Origin of the sequence: Acuticoccus sp. MNP-M23 (genome assembly GCF_031195445.1) — a bacterium.
In the GTDB taxonomy this organism is placed as follows: Bacteria; Pseudomonadota; Alphaproteobacteria; order Rhizobiales; family Amorphaceae; genus Acuticoccus.
Map to the genome: position 1 here is coordinate 1557109 of NZ_CP133480.1, position 17466 is coordinate 1574574.

Below are 17466 nucleotides of genomic sequence, written 5' to 3' on the forward strand. Positions count from 1 at the left end.
GGGCGCGCGCCGGATTACCAGCGGCGTTCGAAGCGATGACGCAGAAGGATCGCAAGAGTGTTCAGTGAGATCATCACGCCCAGAAGGACCATGATGGCGGCCGCCGTGCGCGGCTCGAAGAAATTGCGCAGCTCGTTGCCCTGCCACAGATAGATCTGCACCGGCAGCGCGCTCGCCTGATCCAGCGGGGTCGACGGGACGGACGCGACGAAGGCGTTCATGCCGATCAGCAGGAGCGGCGCGGTCTCGCCGAGCGCCTGCGCCACGCCGATGATGGCGCCGGTCAGCATCCCCGGCACCGCCAGCGGCAGCGTGTGGTGGAACATGGCCTGGGTGGGTGATGCGCCGACGCCGAGCGCCGCCTGCCGGATCGACGGCGGCACCGCGCGCAGCGCCGCACGCGAGGCGATGATGACAGTGGGCAGCGTCATCAGCGACAGGACCAGGCCGCCGACCAGAGGCGCCGACAGCGGCAGACCGAAGAGGTTGATGAAGACCGCAGCGCCCAGAAGGCCGAAGACGATGGAAGGCACCGCGGCAAGGTTGTTGATGTTCACCTCGATGAGGTCGGTGAACCAGTTCCGCGGCGCGAATTCTTCCAGGTACACCGCGGCCATCACGCCGACGGGGACGGCGAACAGCATCACCACCAGCATCATCATCACCGAGCCGACGATGGCGCCCAGCAGGCCGGCCGTGGCCGGCGAGGAGCGCGAATCCACGTTGGTGAACAGCGTGCTGGAGAAGTTCATCTCGATCACGCCGCGATCGTAGAGCGCGTCGGCCCATTGCTGCTGCCTGGCGGACAGCTGCTGCATGGACTGGGGGAGGTCCCGGTCGATGTTGCCCTTCAGCCAGACATCGATGTTGGCTGCGGCGACCAGCGCGACGTCCTGCGTGGTGCCGATGAGCGACGGATCGTCGGCCACCATGTCGCGCAGGCGCACCTTTTCGGCGCTGGCCACCATGCCGCCAACGTCGCGCGCATTGTCCGCGGCGTCCGGCAACACCGTGGCGAAGGCGTTCTGGACGATCTTGTTCCAGTTCACGAACACCAGCTTGCGCTGCCAGGCGTACAGCTCCTGCTGGTAGTCCGCATCGGACACGCCGGGCATCTGCTGCGGGCGGTCGGGAACCTTGATGATGGCGGCGTCGAACGTGACCGGAAGGTGCAGCGTCGCCTGGGTGAAGGCCGGGATGCCCTTGTAGAAGATCGACCCGAACAGGACCGCCACGAAGGTGAGGCCGATGAGCACCGCGCCAAGGCCGATCCCCTTGAAGATCGCCTCGTTGCGCCGGCGGCGGCCGATGGACGCCTCGACCTGCGCGCGCGTGTTGTTGCGCTCGATCTCGCCGGCCGATTGCGCTGCCATCGTGGTCGCCATGTCGGACCTATTCATATTGTTCGCGGTATTTCCGCACGATGTAGATCGCCATCACGTTGAGGATCAGCGTGATGATGAAGAGGGTGAGGCCGAGCGCGAAGGCCACCAGCGACTGGGGGCTCGCAAAGTCGGTGTCGCCGGTGAGCTGGTTGACGATGGTGACGGTCACCGTGGAGACCGCCTCGAACGGGTTGCCCGTCAGCACCGGCGAGTTGCCGGCGGCGAGCACCACAATCATCGTTTCGCCGATGGCCCGGCTGATTGCCAGCAGGAACGCACCGACAATGCCGGGCAGCGCCGCTGGCAGGAGCACCTTGCGAATGGTCTCCGACTGTGTGGCGCCGAGGCCGTAGGAGCCGTCGCGCATCGCCTTGGGCACCTGGCTGATGATGTCGTCCGACAGCGAGGACACGAACGGGATGATCATGATCCCCATCACCACACCGGCGGTGAACGCGCTGGTTGCCATGATGTTGATGCCGATGGCGTCGCCCACAGAGGCGAAGAGCGGCCCCACCGTGAAGATGGCAAAGATGCCGTAGACGATGGTGGGGATGCCGGCGAGAATTTCGAGTGCGGGCTTGGCGAAGAAGCGGAACTTCGGGCCGGCATATTCGGAGAGGTAGATGGCCGACATCAGGCCCACGGGCACCGCCACCATCATCGCGATGATGGTGATCATGATGGTGCCCCACAGGAGGGGCAGAAGGCCGAAGTCGCCCTGTCCGCCGGTGCCGGTGGAGGAGAAGCGCGGGTTCCAGGTGGTGCCGAACAGGAAGTCCATCGGGTTGACGTAGGAGAAGAAGCGCAGCGCTTCGGACAGGACCGACAGGACGATGCCGACCGTGGTCAGCACGGCAATGGCGGAGCAGGTGATGAGCACCACGCGGATGGCAAGCTCCACCCGGTTGCGGGCCCTCAGACCCGGCGAGATCTTCTTGCGGGCCACCGCGGCACCCGCCGCGCCAAGGGCAGCGGCAATGGTGATTGCGGCGAACCATGCAATCGCGTGGAAACGCTCCAGCGCGGCAGCACCCGCCTTTTCGTAACCGGTCAGCTCACCCACTGCCCCGAAACCGGAGGCGATGTTTGCCATCCGCGACAGGGCGTTGGCACTCTCGCCGGTGTCGGCGGCAATCTCGGGCGGGAGGTAGGACTGGAGGATGGCGTCGGAGATGATCGGCTCGAACACCAGATAGATGATGAAGGTGACGGCGGCGGGGATGAGGCACCACAGCGCCACCAGGAGCCCGTGATAGCCGAACCGCGAATGCATCGGTCCGCTTGATGCGGTGGCAACCTTGCGGCTCGTCGAAACGCCCCATTGGTAGGCGATCCCGAGGAGGATCAGCACCACGGCGACGGGGATGAAGCTGGACATCGTGAGGTGAGCACCTTGCTCTTCGGACGGCGAGTGCCATGACGATGGCGCAGGACCGCGCCAAAGAGACGGACCCGCTGCAATTAGCGGGCCCGAATGCGTTGCGCCGGCGAGAGGGCCGGCGCTTTGCGATCAGTCGGCCGCGGAGACCGGGGTCTTGTTGGCGATCTTGTCCATCTGCGCCTGACGCTCGTCAGCCGAAAGCGGGATCAGGCCGGCAGCTTCGAGCTGCGAACCGGCGCCGGAAACCTGCTCGGACACGAAGTACATGGCGTAATCTTCGAGACCGGGGATGACGCCGAGGTGCTCGCCCTTCACGTAGAAGAACAGCGGGCGGGAGACCGGATATTCACCGGTGGCGATGCTTTCCATGGTCGGCTCGACGCCGCTCACGGTGGCAACCTGAAGCCGGTCGCGGTTCTGGTCGTAGAAGGACAGGCCGAACACGCCGATGGCAGCCGGCTGCGCGTCGAGGCGGCCGAGGGTCTCGGTGTAGTCGCCGGCGACTTCGATCACGCGGCCATCCTGGCGGAAGCCGAGGCAAGCGGCTTCACCAGCGTCTTTTTCCATGGACTCGATGACGTCGAAGGACTCGCAGCCCGGCAGGACGACGTTTTCTTCGAAGACTTCACGAGTGCCGTGGTTGGTACCCGGGATCACCATGGTGATTTCCTGGTCCGGCAGCTTGGAGTCGATTTCCGACCAGTTGGCGTAGGGGTTGTCGACCAGCTCGCCGTCGACCGGGACCTTGGCGGCCAGCGCCTGGTAGATCTGTGCGGGCTCGAGGGCGAAGTGGTTGGTGGACGCATCGGAGGCGAACACGATGCCGTCGTAGCCGACGCGCACTTCGATGATGGTCTTCACGCCGGCGTCGTTGCAGGCCTGGATTTCGCTGTCGCGAATGGCGCGGCTGGCGTTGGCGATGTCGATGGTGTTCTCACCGACGCCCTGGCAGAACTGGCGCAGGCCGCCCGAAGAACCGCCGGAGCCGACCACGGGGGTGTTGTATTCGGGGAAGGCGTTGCCGAATTCTTCGGCAACAACGGAGGCGAACGGCAGGACCGTCGAAGAGCCGGCGATCTGGATGGTGTCACGCGACTGCGCGGAGGCGGCGGACGCGGCGAGAACGCCAGCGGCGGCGAGAGCTGCAACGCTCGCAAAGTTCGTGAATTTCACAAAGGCTCCTGTCATAAGCGGCGGCCGGGTTTGTTTAACCACCGCCCTCTGCCGGTCTGCCTATTGTGCCCACTTGACGTTACCGTGACAGTTCGATGAACCTTCCATGACAACATAAATGTCTGTTCCGGAAGCGATTTCAGCGCTCGGTAAAAATCGGGATCTTGACCGCAAATGTCGAACCCGCGCCAAGCTCGCTGCGGACCGTCAACCGGCCGCGGTGCCGCGCCACAATGTGCTTGACGATGGCAAGCCCCAGCCCGGTTCCCCGCCGCGCGCGGGACGCTTCCACATCCACCCGGTAGAAGCGCTCCGTCAGCCGCGGCACGTGCTCTGGCGCGATGCCGATGCCGAAATCCTCGACCGAAACGCAGGCCGCCTCGCCGCGGCCGGCAGGCTCACGCGCGACCGAAATCAGAACGCGCTTGCCCTTGCCGCCATATTTGATGGCGTTCTCGATGAGGTTGCCGATGAGCTGGACCAGCTCGTCACCATCACCGCGGACGAACAGGGGCGCCTCCTCGATGGAAAGCTCCAGCGTCACGCTGTCCTCGCGCGCCATGGTGCGGGTGAATTCCACGGCGCTGCGGACGCTGGCGGCAAGGTCCACCTTGTCGGACGGGCGAACGTGCGCGCGCATCTCGATGCGGGAGAGGGAGAGCAGCGCATCGGTCAGCCGCTTCATCCGCTCGGCCTGCTGGCGCATGATGTCGAGAAATTGTTCGCGCGCGGCGGGATCGTCCCTGGCAGGGCCCTGCAGGGTCTCGATGAAGCCGGTGAGGGCCGCAAGGGGCGTGCGCAGCTCGTGGCTGGCGTTGGCCACAAAGTCTTCGCGCATCCGGTCGAGCCGCTCCTGCTCGGTGAGGTCGCGCACGAAGATGGCGATGGCATCCTTCGGCGCGCTCGCAAACGGGAACGGGGTGACGAACGCTTCGTACCACCGGCCCGTCGGCACGCGAACCGACCAGCGCGCCCGCTCCGAAAGCCCGTGCCGGCTGGCCTTTTCGAGCGCCCGCAAAAGCTCCGGCACACGCATCGTGAAGGAAAATGGCGTGCCCGGCTCGAAATCGCCGAACTGCTCGCGCGCGGCGGCATTCGCCCACACCACCGTGCGTTCGCCGGTGAGGACGATGCAGGCGTCGGGCATCGCATCGAGAATGGCCTGGGCGTCGGCCGAAAGGGTCGCGGCGCCTGCGCGCCGGGTCAGCGCCTCGTCGGCCGGGGGCAGGGCCGGGTCCGAGGCAGCTTCGGCGCCAATGTCAGCCGCGCGCGCCGGGCCGGCCACCAGCAACAGCGCCGCACAAACGCTCGCCGCCAGCACGAACGCCACCGGAGCCAGCAGCAGGGAAAGCGCCGACATTGCCGCAAACGCGAGCACTGGTATCACTGGCCCCTTCAACGCATCCCCCAAAAATTCCGCCCGTCCCGCCTGCGCATCGGCGCGGGACAGAATTACCACGCGCTGCCTTCGCCATCCGAACAGATCATCGGCAGGATCCGCCACCACGCGCAAACGGCTTGCCTGCAGCCACGTTGCGCAAAATTTGCGAAAATCGGATGAAGGCATCCCCCCTTCATAGAAGAAAGCGACGCCGAAGTCCCGCCGATTGCCGCCATTGCGGTCTCTTAAGGTTTGTCACGCGGAAGTGTGCGCGAAAACCGCATCGCGTTGCACTACGTATTAGTGACAGATTGTCGGATCAGATTGCGAGGCCACAACATGCCCGTCCATTTCAAACCGCGCTGGGCTTTGCCGGAACGGACTGCCACGCCGGAGGGGGTGTTTCGCAACCGCCGCGCCTTTTTGAAGACGGCGGGCATTGCTGCAGGCGCCATAGCCGCAGGCCCCGCCCACGCCAACATCTTCGACCGGCTGCTCGGCGGCGACAACGTGCCGACGCCGGACGTGGAAAACGACCCGTCCGCCGGCCTCTACCCCGCGCCGCGCAACGAGGCCTATCAGGTGATGCGTCCCATATCGGACGAGAACCTGGTCACCACGTACAACAATTTTTACGAGTTCGGCTCGCACAAGCGCATCTTCAAGGCCGCGCAGAAGCTTCAGATCCGGCCGTGGACCGTCACCATCGACGGCATGGTGGAAAAGGAGCAGACCCTCGATATCGACACGCTCCTGCGCAAGATGTCGCTGGAGGAGCGGGTCTACCGCCATCGCTGCGTGGAGGCATGGTCCATGGTCGTGCCGTGGACGGGCTTCCCGATGGCCGATCTCGTCGCCCTGGCAAAGCCGCTGTCCGGTGCAAAATACATCCGCACCGAGACGTTCATGGAACCGGACATTGCGTCCGGCCAGCGCCAGTCCTGGTACCCATGGCCCTACGTGGAAGGCCTCACCATGGAGGAGGCCACCAACCCGCTCGCCTTCCTGGTGACAGGGGCCTACGGCGCGCCGATCGAGGAGCAGAACGGGGCACCGCTGCGCATGGCACTGCCGTGGAAATACGGCTTCAAGTCCGCCAAGTCGCTGGTGCGTTTCACCTTTACCGATGAGCGGCCAAGCTCGTTCTGGATGGACATTGCCGGCGCTGAATACGGCTTCTGGGCCAACGTGAACCCCGAAGTTGCGCACGCCCGCTGGAGCCAGGCCACCGAACAGCCCCTGGGCAGCGACGAGCGGATCCCGACGCTCCTTTACAACGGCTACGCCGACGAGGTTGCCGGCCTCTACGCGGACAAGGAAGGCGAGCGCCTTTATTATTGAGACATACCCCGCAACCGGATCTCCGGTTGATCGGGCGAGAACGGGTCTTCGCGAAGCCCGCCTGCGGGATTAGGATCGGCACCGCGCGCAGACCGCCCGGACGGGGCCTGCGCGGCAAATCCCGAGCCGCGGGCCGCAATGGCGGCATCCGGCGCAACCCGGCGCCCTGCGCCGGACGGAGTGGCCGATGACCCCTGCCGGAACGTTGCCGTCTTTATGGTGACCGGCTGGCTCCTCGCATCGGCGGCCTTCATTCTGGCCGCCGCGGCGCTTCTTTATGCCGCCCGCACCACCCGCACCGCCCTTGCGGCGACCGACGAGGCGCGGGCGCACCGTATCGCCCGCACCCTGGCCGACGAGACGCTGGCCCGCGGTGCCCTTGCCGCGGTCCGGCTCACCCCCGCCGGCACACCCATTGTCGCAGGCCCCGTACCTGCCAGCGTGAACGACGCCGTGGCCGGAGACGGCCCGCTTGCTGCCGCGGTTGCGGCGCTGGCCGAAGGCACCCCCTTCCGCCAGCTTCTGGGCGAAGACGGCCTTGCCGCCGTGGGCAGCATGGATGGCGGCGCACCGACCATCTTCATCGAGGCCCAGAATGGCGGCGGCGGCGCGGGCGCCGTGCCAGAGCGGATCGCAAGCCTCGTCGCCAGTCTCTGCCACGCCGCCTGGGTGGAGAACGAAATGGGCGAACGCCTCTGGGTCAACGCTGCCTATGCGGACGCGGTGGGCGCCCGGACGCCGGACCTTGCCGCAGCGGGCGCGGAAACGCTGCTGGACGCCAACGCTGCCGGCAAGCTGCGCGCCGGCGATGGACCCCTTGCCGAACGTGTGTCCACCATCGTGAAGGGCGAACGCCGGATCCTCGATGTTGCCGCAGAGCGGCGCGAGGGGGCGCTGGCAGCGCTGGCGATGGACGTCACCGAGATCACCCAGTCGCTCACCGCGCAATCGCGCGCGCTGCAAAGCCATGCCGCCACGCTGGACCGTCTTGCCACCGCCATCGCCATCTTCGGGCCGGACCAGCGGCTGGCCTTCCACAATGCCGCCTTCGAAACCCTGTTTGCGCTGCCCCCCGCCTTTCTGGAGCAGGCCCCGCCGGAAGAGCGCGTTCTCGATCATCTGCGCAGCGAGCGCCGCTTGCCCGAAACCGCGGACTTCAAGGCCTGGAAGCGCGACCAGCTGAAGGGCTACGAAACGCGCGAGAGCTTCGAGCGCTGGTGGCACCTGCCCGACGGGCAGACGCTGCGCGTGATTGCAAACCCCGGCTCCGACGGCGGCGTGACATACATCTACGAAAACGTCACCGAGCAGCTGGCGCTGGAACGCCGGTACAACACGCTTTCGCGCGCACAAGGCGAGACCATCGACAATCTGGGCGAGGGCGTCGCGAGCTTCGGCCCGGATGGTTTGCTCCGCCTCGCCAACCCCGCATTCTGGCACCTTTCCGGCGCCAGCGCGGCCGAGGTGGGCGACCATGTGCGCGACATTGCCGGCAGCGCACCTCCCGAAATGCTGGCGGTGTGGGAAACCCTCATCGGCCAGGTCACTGGCCTCACCGAGTACCGCGTGACCGAAAAGGGCCGGCTGGAGTGCGCCGACAGCCGCGTTCTCGACTATGCGTTCAACCCGCTGCCCGACGGGTCGACACTGGCCACATTCGCAGACGTGACCGACACCGTGAACGTCGCCCGTGCCCTCCTCGACCGCAACAACGCACTGGAGGCGGCCGACAAGCTCAAGAACGCATTCATCGAGCACGTATCCTACGAGCTGCGCTCGCCGCTCAATACCATCATCGGCTTCACCCAGCTGCTCAACCGCCCGGAAACCGGGCCGCTCACACCAAGACAGTCCGAGTATGCGAGCTACGTCTCCACCTCGTCCGAGGCGCTGCTGGTTATCATCGACGGCATTCTGGACCTTGCCACCATCGACGCCGGCATCATGGAGCTGGCCACCGCGCCGGTGGACGTGAACGCAGCCCTTGCGCAAGTGACCGAGGGATTGCAGGACCGGATTGCCGAACAGTCCATCGCGCTGGAAATCGACATTGCGCCGGATGCGGCCGAATTTGAAGGAGATGCGCAGCGCGTGCGCCAGGTTCTGTTCAACCTCCTGTCCAATGCCGTCGCCCACGCGCCGGAGGGCAGCGCCATCACCGTGGACGGCCGCAGCGAGGGCGGGTTCGTCGCCATTTCCGTGCGTGATCGCGGCCTCGGCATTGCGAAGGACAAGGCAGAGGCCGTGTTCGAGCGGTTCATGACCTCCGGGGCGCAGGGGCGCCGCGGTGGCGTCGGCCTCGGGCTGGCGCTGGTGAAGAGCTTTGTCGAACTCCACGGCGGCACGGTTGCGGTCGACCCGGTGGACGGGCCGGGCGCGGCGGTGGTGGTGCGCTTCCCGCGCCACCAGCACAAGGCAACCGTGCAGGACGCAGCGTGACACTCACTCTCGCCATTGAAGACGAGGCCGCCATGGCCCGCCTCGGCGCCGACATCGCGTCCGTCCTTGCCACCGGCGACCGTGTGGCCCTCATCGGCGACCTTGGCGCCGGCAAGACCACGCTGGCCCGCGCCATCCTGCGCGCTCTGGCCGAAGATCCGGCGATGGAGGTGCCAAGCCCCACCTTCACCATCGTGCAGGCCTATGACGGGCGCATCCCCGTGCGCCACGTGGACCTATACCGCGTTACCGATCCGGCCGAGATGGACGAGCTGGGCCTTGGCGAACCGGACGCTGCCGAGTTGATCGAGTGGCCGCGCGAGCCGCTCCCCATCACCCTCACCATCCAGTTTGCCGAAGGCGACGAGGCGCGCACCGTCACGCTCGATGCGCCGGCGCCCTGGGCCGCAAGGTTTGCACGAAGGCAGGCGATGCACGGGTTCATCGCAGCGGCGGGCTGGGGCGATGCCGCGGTGCTGCCGCTCAAGCAGGATGCCTCCACCCGCTCCTATGTTCGCCTCGTGCGGCCGGACGAAAGCGCCGTTCTGATGAACGCGCCGAGCTTTGTGCCGGCACCGGACTCCTACCCCGCCAGAGCCCGGCTGGCGGACGGCAACAACAACGCATTCCTGGCTGTCGGCGCACTTCTGCGCGGCTGCGGGCTGTCCGCCCCCGCCGTCCACGCCGCCGATGCGCAGGAAGGCTTCATCCTTCTGGAAGACCTCGGCGACGGCAAGATTGCCGAGGACGGCGCCCCGGTGGAAGAGCGCTACCTTGCGGCCGCCGATGCGCTTGCCGCCTTCCACGAAACGGGCACCACCGCGCCGCCCGCCTATACGCCGCCCCGCTTCGACGCCGACCTTGCGGCACTGGAAGTGACGCTGTTCATGGAATGGCTGCTGAAATCTCCGGTAACGCCGGAGTATGACGGGCTGTGGCGGGCCGCCATCGGCACGATGTGGCGCGGCGACGACAGGCTGGCGCTGCGCGATTACCACTCGCCCAATTGTCTGTGGCTTCCGGCGCGCGAAGGCATCGCGCGCATCGGCATCATCGATTATCAGGACGCCATGATCGCCCCTTCCGCCTACGATGTGGTTTCGCTCGCGCAGGACGCCCGCGTCGCCATCCCGCGCGCGCTGGAGGGCGAGATCATCGCGCGCTATCTGGCCGGCCGCACCGGGCTCGACATGGCGCTGTGGCACGAAACCTACGCCCTTCTCGGCGCCCAGCGGGCAACCCGGATTGCCGGCGTCTTCCGCCGCCTCAACGACCGGGACGGCAAGCCGCAATATCTTCAACATATCCCGCGGATGAAGGCGACAATCGCGCAGAACCTAGCCGCGGCGCCGGCCCTTGCCCCGCTGGCCGCCTGGTTTGCGGAAAATACCGATGTGATGGACACGCAATGAGCGAACTTGCCGCCATGGTGCTGGCAGCCGGCCGCGGCGCGCGGATGCGCCCGCTTTCGGCAATGACGCCAAAACCGCTGATCGAGGTGGCCGGCCAGTCCCTGATCGACCATGTGTTCGACCGGCTGGACAGCGCGGGCGTCGACCGGATCGTCGTCAACGTCCACTATCTCGCCGATCTCATCGAGGTGCATGTGCGCCGACGCAAGGGCGACCGCGTCGCCATTTCGGACGAGCGGGACGTGATGCTCGAAACCGGCGGCGGTGTGGTGAAGGCGCTCCCGCTGCTCGGCGACGCGCCCTTTCTGGTGGCCAACGCCGACACCTTCTTCATCGAGGGCGCCTCCAATACGCTCAAGCGCATGGTCGCCGCATTCGACCCCGACCGGATGGACGGCCTCCTCCTTCTCGCGCCCACCGTGGGCGCGATCGGCTACGACGGACGGGGCGACTTCTCGCTGTCGCCGGACGGACGGCTGGAGCGGCGGGCGGAGCGGCGGCTCGCGCCGTTCATCTATGCCGGGTGCGCCGTGTTCAGCCCCCGCGCCTTCGAGGGGGCGCCGGAGGGTCGGTTCTCCCTCAACGTCACCTTCGACAGGCTGATCGAGCAGGGCCGGCTGTTCGGCCTCCGGCTCGACGGGATCTTCCTCCATGTCGGCACCCCCCAATCGATCCGGGTTGCCGAAAAAGCCTACCTCGCCAGCCACACATGAGGGTCTTTTCGGTCGACGCCGGCGATCCGTTCCTCGAAACGCTGGCCGCCCGTCTCACCGATGGCACCCTGTGGCCGGACGGCAAGGCGCCGGACAACCCCTTCGCCATGGCGAGCGCCACGGTCTACCTCCCCACCCGCCGCGCCGCCCGCGCGCTGGCCGAAGCCTTTCTGGATGTGGCCGGCAAGCCCAGCGTGCTGCCCCGGATCGAGGCGCTTGGCGAGACCGACGACGAGACCCTCGATACGCCCGCCACCGTCGGCACGCTGGAGGGACGCGTTGCGCTCGCCTCGCTGGTCCGCGTGTTCGCACGGCGGCTGACGGTGGACGGCGAACCGGATTCGCGCACGCTGCTCCCCTCCTCCGGCGCCGACGCCGTTCGCCTTGCCGACGATCTGATGGCGCTGATGGATCAGGTGGAGACCCAGGAAGCGGACTGGGCGGACCTGCCGGGCCTCGTCGAGCGGGCCGACCTTGCCAGCCACTGGAAGCTCACCACCGACTTTCTGTCCATCGCCACCGAGGCCTGGCCCGCGCATCTTGCCGCCAACGGCAAGATCACCGAAGGCGCCGCCCGCCGCCTCGAGGCCGAAGCCGCCGCCACCGCCGTCGGGAACGCCGCCGGGCCGATGATTGTGGCTGGCTCCACCGGCTCCATTCCCGCAACCCGCCGCCTCATCCGGGCCATTGCGAGAAGCCCCTTCGGCGCGGTGGTCCTCCCCGCGTTCGACCGCAATGCCACCGCAGAAGACTGGGCCGCGCTGGAGGATGCGCCGGATGCTTCCGGCCACCCCCAATATGGTCTCGGCCAGCTTCTGGAAGCCCTCGGCTGCGCGCCCGGCGATGTGGCGCGCCTCACCCCCACCAGAGCGACGGCAACACCTTCGCGCATCGCCCTCGTCAACGCATCGCTGCGTCCGGCTCCCGCCACCGGCCGCTGGACCGCCGACCGCACCGCCATCGACATTCCGGCAGCACTCGAAAATGTTGCGATGGTGGAGGCGGAGGACGAACGCACCGAGGCCGCCGCCGTGGCGCTTGCCATGCGCGAAGCGGTGGAACGCGGCGAAACGGTGGCGCTGGTCACCCCGCACCGGCCCCTGGCCCGCCGCGTCTGCCACGCCCTCCGCCGCTGGAGCATCGCGGTGGACGACTCCGCCGGCGAACCGCTCACCGCCACCCCGGCAGGCGTGTTTGCCCGGCTTGTCGCCGCCGTTACCGCTGGCGGCTCCGCTGCCGAATGGCTGGCCCTCCTCAAGCACCCGCTGGCCTTCGCCGGGGCCGACCGCCCGGGCATCGAAGGCATCGAGGCGCTGCTGCGCGGCCCACGGATCGGCCCCGGCCGCATGGCCGCCGCCCTCGCCGCGCGCGGCAATGCCGATGCGCAACGCCTGGGCACCGCCGTGCTGAGCGCTCTTGCCCCGCTGGCCCAGCTCGGCCGCGGCGTCACCGTTGGCGCGCTGGCCGCCGCCCATGCCGAGGCGGTGATCGCAGCCGCCGGAGAGCCGCCCAATGGCGCCGACTGGCAAGCCGTCATTGATACGCTCGCCACCCTTGCCGAGCGAACCGAGCTTGCCATCGACAGTGGCGACTGGCCGTCGACCTTCGAGGCGCTGGTCTCCGGCATTGTGGTGCGCGGGCCGGAGGACGACGCCGCCGTGCGCATTCTCGGGCCGCTCGAAGCGCGGTTGCAGGCGTTCGACCACGCCATCCTCGGCGGCCTCAACGAAGGCACCTGGCCGGCCGTGCCGGAAACCGGGCCATGGATGTCCCGCGGGATGATGACCGCCTTCGGGATCGACCTGCCTGAGCGCAAGATCGGGCTTTCCGCCCATGACTACATGGTCGCCGCGGGCGCACGGCGGCTGACCCTTACCCGCGCGCGCAAGGCAGGCGGCGCCCCTACCATCGCGTCGCGCTGGTGGCAGCGGCTCACCGCCGTTGCCGGCGCCCCCGCCGCCAAAGCGCTTGCCCGCGGCGCCCGCCTCGTCCACCTTGCGGCCCTTGCCGACACCCACGCGGACCGACCGCCCGCACCCCGCCCCGCGCCCGTCCCGCCGCTCGGAGCGCGCCCGACGGCCATCGCCGTGACGGACGTTGCCCGGCTGGTGCGCGACCCCTACGCCTTTTACGCCAAGCGCATCCTCAAGCTGCGCCCGCTGGACCCCATGGAGGCCGACCCCAGCTTCGGCGAACGCGGCGAGCTGATCCACACCGTGCTGGCCGAGTTCATGCGCACCGGCGCCTACCGTGAAGCGGACGCCGAAGCCCGCTTCCGCGCACTGGTGGAAACGGCGCTGGCCCCGCTCGCCTACGCTCCCGACGCGCAGGCACTCTGGGGCGCCCGCCTTGCCTACATCGCACCGCATGTGGTCGCCGCCGAAGAGGCCCGCATCGGCGCATGGACGCCAAGGCTCATCGAAGACAGCGCCGGCGCGAATATTGACGGCATCCGCCTGCACGGCCGGATCGACCGGATTGACGAGGGCGAAGACGGCCAGCTCGAAATCATCGACTACAAGAGCGGCCGCGCGCCGACCGCCGCGCAGGTGGCAAGCCTCCTCGAACCGCAACTGCCGCTGGAAGCGGTGCTGGTGCGCGAGGGCGCGATGGATTTTTCGCCGGATTCCCCCATCGACGGGCTGACCTACGTTGCCATCGGCCAGGGCCGCACCCCGGTGGCGTGGCAGCGCATGGAACCCAAAGGAAAAACCACCGAAACCATGGTGGAGGATGCAATGGCCGCCTTCCGTGCGCTGGTCGCCCACTACGGCGACCCCGCAACCGGCTACCTCAGCCGCGCCCGCATCCCCTTCGAAGCCGACAGTGACGGCGACTACGACCATCTGGCGAGGGTGAGCGAATGGCAGGGCTGAACGTTCCCCCCGAGGCGAACGACGCGCAGCGCCGGTCCAGCAACCCCGCAGCCTCGGTGTGGGTCTCCGCCAACGCAGGCGCGGGCAAGACCTATGTGCTGGCGCAGCGCGTGGTGCGGCTTCTCCTCTCCGGCGTTGCGCCGGGTGCCATCCTTTGCCTCACCTACACCAACGCGGCGGCGGCCGAGATGGCCGGGCGCGTCTACAAGGAGCTGGCGGCGCTCGCCGCCCTTCCGGATGATGAATTGCGCGAAAATGTGCAGGCGCTCGCCCCCGGTGTCGACCCGGACAAGGCCGCCGAGCGCGCCCGCACCCTCTTCGCGCTCAGCCTCGAAACACCGGGCGGGCTGAAGGTTTCGACCCTCCATGCCTTCGCCGCCGCACTGCTGCGCCGTTTTCCGCTGGAGGCCAATATTTCCGGCGCCTTCAACGTGCTCGACGACGCGACCGCAGGCGAGCTGAACGACCGCGCCATCGCCGCCGTCCTCGCCGAAGCCACCACCCGGCCGGACGGTCCGGTGGCCGCCGCCATCCGCGCCGCAATCCCCTTCGTGTCCGACGCGGGGCTGCCTTCGATGCTGCTCGCCTTCGTGCGGGAGCGCACCCGCCTTGCCGCCTGGCTGCGCGATGGCGACGACACCGCCACGCTCACCGCCAGCCTGGCGGACGCGCTCGGCCTCGATCTTGATGCGCCGCCCCCCTTCTCCACCAGCCTGACCGATGCGGACTGCGCGGCAATCGTCGCCAAGGTGCGCGAGATCGGCACCAAGACCGACAACGCATTCGCCGACGCGCTGACCCCGGCCATCGGCTGCGACGACCCCGCCATCCGCGACATTCACTGGCGCGCCGCTTTCCTCACCGACAAGGGCACCCCCCGCAAGAACGCCGTCACCAAGAAGGTGCGTGAGGCGCTGCCGGACCTTGCCGAAAAGCTGGACCACGAGCTTGCCCGCCTCGCGGCGCTCGCCGCCTTCGAGGCCGCGCGCAACGTCATCCACGCCACCGTGCCGCTGGTGCAGATCGCCCACCGGGTGCATCTGGTGGTCGATGCCGAGAAGCGCCGCCGCGGCCTGATCGACTATGACGACCAGATTGCCACGGCCATGAACCTCGTGCGCAGCAGCATTGCCGCCGAGTGGGTCCGCTACAAGCTGGACGACGGCATCGACCATGTGATGCTGGACGAGGCGCAGGACACCGCCCCCGCCCAGTGGGATCTGGTCGACGCCCTCACAGGCGAGTTCTTTGCCGGCGCCTCCAGCCGGCAGGCGCACCGCACGCTGTTCGTGGTGGGTGACGAGAAACAGTCGATCTACTCGTTCCAGGGCGCAGCGCCGCATCTCTTCAACGAAAAGCGCGCGCATTATGCGGGCCTCGCCGAAGGCGCGTCCCTCCCGTTTGCGCCGGTGGACCTTGCCCACTCCTTCCGCTCCGCGCCGCAGGTGCTGGCGGCAGTGGACCGCGTCTTCGCCGCAGCGGACCTCAGCACCGCCGCCAACGCCAGCGCCGTGCGCCACGTCGCCATCCGCGATCTTGCCGGCGGCGTGGACGTGTGGCCGCTGGTGGGCAGCGAAAAGGGCGAAGTCGACCCCGCCTGGGACGCCCCGCTCGACACCAGCGCAGACGCTGCCGGCGATGTGCGCCTGGTGCGTGCCATTGCCGACCAGATCGAGGCATGGGCCACCGTCGGGCCGGACGGCGGCGCGCCGGTGGACTACGGCAACGTCCTCATCCTGTCGCGCAGCCGGGGCAAGTTTGCGCCGCTGATGAATGGCGAGCTGAAGGCGAGAGGCATTCCCGCCGCCGGGTCCGACCGGCTGGACGTCACCCGCCACATTGCCGTCAAGGACATGCTGGCGCTGGCCCGTGCGCTGATCTCCACCGACGATCTGTCGCTGGCCGCGGTCCTGCGCAGTCCGCTGTTCGACGTGGTCGAGGACACCCTCTTCCGCCTCTGCCACGGCCGGGACGGCAGCCTCTGGTCAGCGCTTGCCGAAGACCCCGCCAGCGCCGGAATTCACGCCACCCTCAGGCGCTGGCGGCACGCGGCCCGGCGCGCCCGCCCGTTCGATTTCTTCGCCGGAATTCTCATTGGCGAGGGCCGGCGCGGCGACTTTGCGGCCCGCATGGGCTCGGAGGCCGAAGACGCGCTGGACGCCTTCCTCGACATTGCACTCGATTTCGAGGGCAAGGGCATTCCTGCGCTGGAACCCTTCCTCCTGCGCCTCGAAACGCTGACCGAGGAAATCCGCCGCTCTGCCGAAGGTGGCGCCGGCAAGGTCCGGGTGATGACCGTCCACGGTGCCAAGGGGCTGGAAGCCGAAGTGGTGTTCCTGGCCGATGTGGGCGCCTCCATCCCGCTCCCCAAGGGCGGCGCCGTCGTTCCCCTCGCAGGTCCCGCAGATACCGAGGTTCTGGCGCTGGCACCCGCCAAGGCAGACCGCCCGCGCGCCATCGCCGCGGTGCTGGACGCTGCGGAAATTGCCGCCCGCGCCGAGCACAACCGGCTCCTTTATGTGGGGATGACCAGAGCCGAACGGCATCTTGTGGTGTGCGGCGCCTACCGCACCCGCAAGCCCGCGCCGGGCATGTGGCACGAGATCGTCAGCGCCGCGCTGGAGGAAGGCAGCGAGCCGCGCGACATGGCGCTCGGCACCATGCTCGCCTGGCGCAACCCTGCCGGCGAGGCCGCGCCCGCCACCACCCACGACCCGAAACCGACGCCCGCCGCGGAACCGGCGCCCGCGTGGCTCACCATGCTGGCACCTCCGCTGCCGCAACGCCCCCCGGCCATCACCCCGTCGGACGGGGACCACACGCCGGTCACGCTTGGTCCCGACGACCGCGCACTCCCCGCCGCGGCCTACGGCGCACTGATCCACGACCTCATCGAGCGCGGCGGCGATCTTGCTGCCATGACGCTGCGGATCGCCACCCGCCATCCGGCACTGGATGCCGATACCGCCGCGACGATTGCCGGCGAGGCCCTTGCTGCTCTGGCGCTCCCGGCGCTGGCCGGCACCACCCACGCCGAAGTGGATGTGATCGGCGATGTGGTGATGCCGGACGGCAGCGTCCGCCGCGCGCTCGGCCGGATCGACCGGATCATTCTCGGCGACACCGCAACTATTGTCGATTTCAAGACGGACCGCGCCGTGCCGGCAGCCGCCACCGGGGCACCGCGCGCCTATGCGCAGCAGCTGGCCATCTACAAGGCGCTGGTGGCGCCGATGCTGGGCGTTCCGGTCCGCACGGCCATCGTGTGGACCGCCACGCAGGAGGTGATGGCGATGGACGCAGTGCTGCCACCCATCCGCGCTGCATCCGGGTCCGCTTGACGGTCCCCCAACGGACCCATA

At 68.2% G+C, this 17466-nt stretch carries 10 protein-coding genes; 6 read left to right on the forward strand and 4 right to left on the reverse strand.

Going from position 1 to position 17466, the window contains the following annotated elements:
• Nucleotides 1-14 precede the first annotated feature (14 nt).
• The 4 genes from pstA to RDV64_RS07410 all read right to left on the reverse strand — a co-directional run bounded on the left by pstA (nucleotide 15) and on the right by RDV64_RS07410 (nucleotide 5329).
• Nucleotides 15-1373 carry a phosphate ABC transporter permease PstA gene (pstA, locus tag RDV64_RS07395; protein WP_375143815.1) on the reverse strand — a complete coding sequence of 453 codons (1359 nt, stop codon included), beginning with the start codon at nucleotides 1371-1373 and terminating at the stop codon, nucleotides 15-17.
• A 19-nt stretch (nucleotides 1374-1392) separates the two neighbouring features.
• Nucleotides 1393-2766: a phosphate ABC transporter permease subunit PstC gene (gene pstC, locus RDV64_RS07400; RefSeq protein WP_309198628.1), complete on the reverse strand. Its 1374-nt coding sequence runs from the start codon at nucleotides 2764-2766 to the stop codon at nucleotides 1393-1395.
• 132 nt (nucleotides 2767-2898) lie between these two features.
• Complete coding sequence (locus RDV64_RS07405; RefSeq protein WP_309198629.1) at nucleotides 2899-3942, reverse strand: substrate-binding domain-containing protein; 1044 nt, start codon at nucleotides 3940-3942, stop codon at nucleotides 2899-2901.
• Nucleotides 3943-4081: 139 nt separating this feature from the next.
• Nucleotides 4082-5329, reverse strand: coding sequence for an ATP-binding protein (locus RDV64_RS07410; RefSeq protein WP_309198631.1), 1248 nt, complete (start codon nucleotides 5327-5329; stop codon nucleotides 4082-4084).
• 333 nt (nucleotides 5330-5662) lie between these two features.
• Here RDV64_RS07410 and msrP point away from each other — a divergent pair, with 333 nt between their 5' ends.
• The 6 genes from msrP (at nucleotide 5663) to addA (ending at nucleotide 17445) form a co-directional block, all read left to right on the forward strand.
• A complete protein-coding gene (msrP, locus tag RDV64_RS07415) occupies nucleotides 5663-6664 on the forward strand; it encodes a protein-methionine-sulfoxide reductase catalytic subunit MsrP (protein ID WP_309198632.1) in 1002 nt (333 codons plus the stop codon).
• 138 nt (nucleotides 6665-6802) lie between these two features.
• Nucleotides 6803-9103, forward strand: a complete 2301-nt coding sequence (locus RDV64_RS07420) for an ATP-binding protein (protein ID WP_309198633.1) — start codon at nucleotides 6803-6805, stop codon at nucleotides 9101-9103.
• Nucleotides 9100-10515 carry a tRNA (adenosine(37)-N6)-threonylcarbamoyltransferase complex ATPase subunit type 1 TsaE gene (gene tsaE, locus RDV64_RS07425; RefSeq protein ID WP_309198634.1) on the forward strand — a complete coding sequence of 472 codons (1416 nt, stop codon included), beginning with the start codon at nucleotides 9100-9102 and terminating at the stop codon, nucleotides 10513-10515. The genes RDV64_RS07420 and tsaE overlap by 4 nt, the downstream gene beginning before the upstream one ends.
• Entirely contained in the window at nucleotides 10512-11228 is a 717-nt protein-coding gene (locus RDV64_RS07430; protein ID WP_309198635.1) for a nucleotidyltransferase family protein, read from the forward strand. The genes tsaE and RDV64_RS07430 overlap by 4 nt, the downstream gene beginning before the upstream one ends.
• A complete protein-coding gene (gene addB / locus RDV64_RS07435) occupies nucleotides 11225-14104 on the forward strand; it encodes a double-strand break repair protein AddB (protein ID WP_309198636.1) in 2880 nt (959 codons plus the stop codon). Before RDV64_RS07430 ends, addB begins: the two co-directional genes overlap by 4 nt.
• Nucleotides 14092-17445 carry a double-strand break repair helicase AddA gene (addA, locus tag RDV64_RS07440; RefSeq protein WP_309198637.1) on the forward strand — a complete coding sequence of 1118 codons (3354 nt, stop codon included), beginning with the start codon at nucleotides 14092-14094 and terminating at the stop codon, nucleotides 17443-17445. Before addB ends, addA begins: the two co-directional genes overlap by 13 nt.
• Nucleotides 17446-17466 lie beyond the last annotated feature (21 nt).

Bases quoted from the DNA above. Each gene is read 5' to 3' on its own strand.
- pstA (WP_375143815.1), bottom strand. From the start codon at position 1,373: ATGGCAGCGCAATCGGCCGGCGAGATCGAGCGCAACAACACGCGCGCG.
- pstC (WP_309198628.1), bottom strand. From the start codon at position 2,766: ATGTCCAGCTTCATCCCCGTCGCCGTGGTGCTGATCCTCCTCGGGATC.
- msrP (WP_309198632.1), top strand. From the start codon at position 5,663: ATGCCCGTCCATTTCAAACCGCGCTGGGCTTTGCCGGAACGGACTGCC.
- RDV64_RS07420 (WP_309198633.1), top strand. From the start codon at position 6,803: ATGGCGGCATCCGGCGCAACCCGGCGCCCTGCGCCGGACGGAGTGGCC.
- RDV64_RS07430 (WP_309198635.1), top strand. From the start codon at position 10,512: ATGAGCGAACTTGCCGCCATGGTGCTGGCAGCCGGCCGCGGCGCGCGG.
- addB (WP_309198636.1), top strand. From the start codon at position 11,225: ATGAGGGTCTTTTCGGTCGACGCCGGCGATCCGTTCCTCGAAACGCTG.
- addA (WP_309198637.1), top strand. From the start codon at position 14,092: ATGGCAGGGCTGAACGTTCCCCCCGAGGCGAACGACGCGCAGCGCCGG.